The sequence below is a fragment of the Gracilibacillus sp. YIM 98692 genome, assembly GCF_010993965.1.
GTDB lineage: Bacteria > Bacillota > Bacilli > Bacillales > Amphibacillaceae > Gracilibacillus.
In genome coordinates this window covers 267149-273216 of record NZ_WIXM01000003.1, presented here as the reverse complement: position 1 = coordinate 273216, position 6068 = coordinate 267149, and the positions used below count along the sequence as shown (strand labels likewise).

At 38.5% G+C, this 6068-nt stretch carries 3 protein-coding genes; 2 read left to right on the top strand and 1 reads right to left on the bottom strand.

Annotated features, from left to right (window positions below):
- Nucleotides 1-504 precede the first annotated feature (504 nt).
- The gene (locus tag GHD00_RS05775; RefSeq protein ID WP_163537194.1) at nt 505-3375 is read left to right on the top strand and encodes a 2-oxoglutarate dehydrogenase E1 component; all 2871 of its coding nucleotides are present in this window, start codon (nt 505-507) and stop codon (nt 3373-3375) included.
- The gene (odhB, locus tag GHD00_RS05770) at nt 3362-4654 is read left to right on the top strand and encodes a 2-oxoglutarate dehydrogenase complex dihydrolipoyllysine-residue succinyltransferase (protein ID WP_163537193.1); all 1293 of its coding nucleotides are present in this window, start codon (nt 3362-3364) and stop codon (nt 4652-4654) included. The genes GHD00_RS05775 and odhB overlap by 14 nt, the downstream gene beginning before the upstream one ends.
- A 181-nt stretch (nt 4655-4835) precedes the next feature.
- Here odhB and yhbH read toward each other — a convergent pair whose 3' ends face one another.
- Nucleotides 4836-6005, bottom strand: a complete 1170-nt coding sequence (gene yhbH, locus GHD00_RS05765; protein WP_163537192.1) for a sporulation protein YhbH — start codon at nt 6003-6005, stop codon at nt 4836-4838.
- Between the last annotated feature and the right edge of the window lie 63 nt (nt 6006-6068).

Genomic DNA, 6068 nt, shown 5'->3' with positions numbered 1-6068 from the left:
CGATCAAATATCGAGCTCAGTTTGAACAAGTAGCGTAAAAAGTGTCCAATAAATGGGGGTCACTCCACGAGCGCTTTTTGCTTGTGAGGAGGCTGAAGCGTTCCCCCCTCCCCCGGCAAAGCAGACACTGCGAAAGCGACCAAAGGAAGCTTGAGTAGATGTCGCACTTGTGCCCTTGGGTGAAAGCGAGTATTTTTCCACAGCGACGATTAAGCACTCATCCTTAAACGAGTAGGAGGAAAATATTTAATAGTTAATGCACAGTTTATGGATATTGTGTATGAGGTTATTTTCGAAGAGAGGGAAGCCCTTTATCTAGGCTCTTTTAACGCCTTGCTGATGCGGTTTCAGAACTTTTTTTAAAAGAATTAAAATAATCGGCTCATTTATGTTGTTTCCCTAGGAAAAATAGGTTATATTAATTGATGTAATGATTTCTCATTAAGACATTTGGATGGGAGTTAAGTAAGCAGGAGAAAGTGACTTCTAATGGGGGTATAAGACGTGACACAGCAGGAATCCAGTGAGAGATTCTGGAAAAAATTTCACGGTCCTAACATGGGCTATTTAGAAGAACAGTATGAGCTTTACATGGAGAATAAGGACTCTGTTGATCCATCTTTACGACAGATGTTTGATCAATTTGGAGCACCTAAAAAGTCAATTCATCAACCACAAGATGTACCAGAGGGGAGTAGTGACTTTTCATCACAAATAGGGGCAAGGCATTTAACCTCAGCAATTAAGCTTGTTGAGGCTATTAGGCGTTACGGTCATTTGAAAGCGAATATATATCCAGTGGGAGCTGGGAAATCGAGTGATACAACGCTTGTCGATCCTGCCCATTACCAGCTTAATAGTGAGGTTTTGGAAGCGATTCCTTCCAATTGGGTCTGGGAAAAGCAAGTAGATGGGATTAACACTGCTCAAGATGTGGTTGATTATTTAATGGATCAATATGCAGGGAATATTTCTTTTGAATACGATCATGTCAATAATGATGAAGAGCGTCACTGGTTCCAAGAAAATATTGAATCTGGTGAATACCGATTTTCTTTTTCAAAAGAAGAGAAAAAACAATTGCTTGGAAAGATTGTAGACGTACAAGGTTTTGAAAACTTCTTAGCCAAAACGTTTGTTGCACAGAAGCGTTTTTCTATTGAAGGATTAGAAATGATGGTACCTATGCTGGACCGCATTGTACAAAGCTCTTTTTATGATGAAACAGAGGAAATTTTAATGGGGATGGCGCACCGTGGTAGATTAAGTGTTTTAACACATATCTTAGGAAAGCCATTTGATAAATTATTCTCTGAATTCCATCCTTCAGCTGATAAAGAGTTAATACCATCTTCTCCTGGTTCAAGAGCGATTACATATGGTTGGACAGGAGATGTAAAATATCACTTTGGTGCGAAGCGTGAAGTTGGGGAAGAAAAACCCTCACCTACTAAGATAACGCTTGCGCATAACCCGTCACATTTAGAGTTTGTAAATCCTGTAGTAGAAGGTTTTACAAGAGCGGCACAAGATTTCCGATTTAAAAAAGGAAAAACGGAACAAGATGTTAATAAGGCATTTAGTATACTTATTCATGGGGATGCCGCTTTTATTGGAGAAGGCGTCGTTGCAGAGACTTTTAACTTAAGTGCTTTACCAGGCTATCAAACTGGTGGAACCCTTCATATTATTGCCAACAACTTAGTTGGTTTTACGACAGGTCAACATCAAGGGCGTTCGACACGTTATGCTAGTGACTTAGCGAAAGGTTTTGAAGTACCAATTATTCATGTAAATGCAGATGATCCAGAAGCATGTCTTTCAGCAGCACTTCTTGCCTATGACTATCGTAAAAAGTTCCAAAAAGATGTGTTAATTGATTTAGTAGGTTATCGTCGTTATGGACATAACGAAATGGACGAGCCAAGAGCGACACAACCTGTTCTATATAAAACCATTGATAAACATCCTACATGTGCAGATGTTTATGCTAACCTATTGCAAGAAGAAGAGGTTATTACAGAAAAAACCTTTGAAGAAATGAAGGAAGCTGTTCATAACAAATTGCAAGGTATTTTTGATGAAATGATTGAGAATACCAATGAAAATCCTGAAGCATTGCCGGTTCCTCAAGCATTGCGTAATGGATTAAGTGATATTGAAACAGCTGTTCCAAAAGATGATCTATTGTCATTAAACAAAGGGCTTTTAAAAAGGCCAGAAGGTTTTCAAAGTTTTAAGAAATTAGAAAAGATATTGAAAAAACGTCATGAGACATTTGAAAAAGAGCAAAAAGCAGATTGGGCAGTAGGGGAAGCTTTAGCTTATGCTTCCATCTTGCAAGACGGTATTCCAATACGTTTAACTGGGCAAGATTCTGAGCGTGGTACGTTTGCTCACCGCCATTTAGTATTACATGATGTAGAGTCAACAGAGACGTATTGCCCAATGCACGGATTAGATGAAGCAAAGGCAACTTTTGATATTCATAACAGTCCGTTATCTGAAGCTGCAGTGTTAGGTTTTGAATATGGTTACAGTGTCAAAGCACCAAAAACTCTAGTACTCTGGGAAGCACAATTTGGTGATTTTGCCAACGCAGGACAAGTAATTTTTGATCAGTTTATTTCATCCGCTCGAGCAAAGTGGGATGAACGTTCTAACATGGTGATGCTATTACCGCATGGTTATGAAGGGCAAGGGCCGGAGCATTCTAGTGCTAGAATGGAACGCTTTTTAACAATGGCAGCAGAAAATAACTGGATTGTTGCCAATGTGACAACAAGTGCCCAATTCTTCCATTTGTTAAGAAGACAAGCAGCACTCGTAAATAGTGATGCCTCACGACCATTAGTAGTGTTGACACCAAAAAGTTTATTGCGCAGTCCAAGAGTTGTGTCGGCCCTAGAAGAGTTTTCAAATGGGAAGTTTAATCCGATTATTCCGCAACCTGGTCTAGAGTTAACTTCAAAGAAAGCAACAAGGCTCTTGATTGGTACTGGAAAAGTGATGGTAGATATTGCTGAGAAAATGGAAAATCATAAAGAGGCCTGTGAACATATTCAGGTTATTCGTTTAGAGCAAATTTATCCGTTTCCTGAGAAGAAAATACAGGAAGTAATAGATGGTTGTCCAAACCTTAAAGATTTAGTTTGGGTGCAAGAAGAGCCTAAAAATATGGGAAGCTGGAATTTTGTGAAAGAACTATTTTTCAGAATGTTAGAAGAAACACCTATTGACTTACACTATGTTGGAAGGTGCCAACGATCTTCACCATCTGTTGGTGATCCACATATTCATAAAACGGAGCAACGTCGCCTAGTAGAAAGAGCATTAGAGCTGTCTGAAGGAGGAGAAACCAATGAAGGAAATTAAGGTCCCAGAATTAGCAGAATCTATTACAGAAGGTACGATTGCAGAATGGCTTGTGAGTGAAGGGGACAAGGTTGAAAAAGGAGATCCTATTTGTGAACTAGAAACTGACAAAGTAAATGTAGAGGTAAATGCCGATTACAGTGGCGTTATATCAGAGCTGGCTAAAGAGGCTGGAGATGACGTCGAGGTTGGTGAAGTAATCGCTAAAGTAGACGAAAACGGTGAAGCTGGCGGATCTTCAGACAAAGAGGAAGAACCTTCAACACCGGAAGAATCAACTCCATCAGAATCAAAACAGCAAGAAACAAAAGAGGAGAAAGCTCCAAGTAAAAAAGAAGCAACAGGGACAGAGCCGAAAAAAGCAGGCAAAGATCAAAAAGTGGTGGCGTCACCTGCTGCAAGAAAACGAGCTCGTGAATTGGGAATTGATTTAAATCAAGTAGTTCCTAATGACCCATTAGGTCGAATTCGTCCTGAGGATGTAGAGAATTTATCAAAGGCGGCGAAATCAGAGCAGAAGTCTTCTAAATCTGAGAAAAAAGCATCGTCTCAAACTGATAGCAAACAAGAATTTGATAAGCCAGTAGAACGAGTGAAGATGACAAGACGCCGTAAGACGATTGCTAATCGCTTAGTAGAAGCTCAACAAACAGCAGCGATGTTAACAACTTTTAATGAAGTTGATATGTCAGCTGTGATGAAGCTGCGCAGTGAAAGAAAGGATAACTTCCAAGATAAACATGGCATTAAATTAGGATTTATGTCCTTCTTTACTAAAGCGGTTGTTAGTGCATTAAGAGAATTTCCATATATCAATGCAGAAATTCAAGATAACGATATTGTATTGAAAAAATTCTATGATATTGGGATTGCAGTATCAACTGATGATGGCCTCGTAGTACCTGTAGTACGTGATGCAGACCGATTAGATTTCGCTGGAATTGAATCAGAGATCGCAGATTTAGGTACAAAAGCGAAAAAGAAAGAATTGCAAATTAGTGATTTACAGGGTGGGTCATTTACAATTACAAACGGTGGAATCTTTGGTTCCTTACTTTCTACTCCGATTTTAAATACACCACAAGTCGGAATTTTAGGAATGCACACGATTCAAAAGCGACCAGTAGTCATGCCGGATGATTCCATTGAAGTACGTCCAATGATGTATATTGCATTATCCTATGATCACAGAATTGTAGATGGAAAAGAAGCGGTGCAATTCTTAGTTCGAATTAAACAATTGCTGGAAGATCCATATGACTTATTGTTAGAAGGATAATTAAGGAATGAGAGAAAGCACTCACCAAAGGAAAGGTGAGTGCTTTTTAATTGCCGTATAGGAAAGTTAAATTGTCAGCAAGTAAATAATCTCGACGTAGTGGATAATTTTAGGAATATAGAAAAGTACAACTAGGCTACTGCACTGCGCTTCGCCTAGTTTTCTTCAGAAATAATAAGTTTTAAGAAGAGTAACTATTCTCAGTGTCGGCTTCGCTGAAGAAATGTTTCATAGCGTAAAATACGTCTTTTTTATCTTTAAGCACAAATTTTTTGAATCGAGGATGTTCCATATCTTTATATGCTTGCATGAGAGTGGAATAGCGATTATATTGATTGACTTCACCGTAACAAAACATACTTGCATGTTCTAACAGTTGATTGACAGCTTCTTTCGAACGGCGATTATCTGATGTTAAATTGTCTCCATCAGAGAAATGGAATGGGTAGATATTGTAACGGCTTACAGGATATTTTTCGTCAACTAGTTCTAGAGCTTTTCGGTAGGCTGATGAACAAATTGTCCCCCCACTTTCTCCTTTAGTAAAGAAAGATTCTTCATCGACAACTTTAGCTTCCGTGTGGTGCGCAATAAATTCTACGTCTACGGTTTCGTATTTTTTTCTTAAAAATCGAACCATCCAAAAATAAAAACTGCGAGCTACATATTTCTCAAATTGTCCCATCGAACCACTTGTATCCATCATGGCTAACACCACTGCTTTTGATTCTGGTTTCTCAATGTTATCCCATGTCTTATATCTTAGGTCATCTGGATAAATAGGTGAAAAGGACGGATTTCCTTCTAAAGCATTTCGACGATAAGAAGCAAGCATTGTACGCTTTTTATCAATATTACCTGTTAATCCCTGTTTACGAATATCACGAAACTCTACATCGGTAATTTTAATATTATCTTTTTCTTTCTCTCTTAAGTTTGGTAATGATAATTCAGCAAAAAAAGCTTCCTCTAAAGTTTCGAAGTCAATTTCTGCTTCATAATAATCACTGCCGGGCTTATCACCTGCTTTTTCACCTTTTTGCCCTTTCTGCCCTTTCTGTGCTTGTGGATCTTTAGCAACTACGTCTCCTACACTACTATCTCCATCGCCTTGCCCGACATGCTTATTTTTTGATTGACTGTAGCGGATTTTGTATTCATCTAATGACCGAATGGGAATACGAATAATTTCTTTTCCTTTGGACATGATAATATTTTCTTCACTAACAATGTCAGGCAACTTTTTCTTTAATACTTCCTTGATCTTTTCTTGGTGTCTTTTTTGGTCATCAAACCCTTTTCGATGGAGGGACCAATCTTCTTCTGCTATTACGAAATTATATTTCACCAACAAATCCCCTCCTCCGCTTGTATTATTTTATTCTATGCAAGCAAGTAAAGAATGATTAGCTTT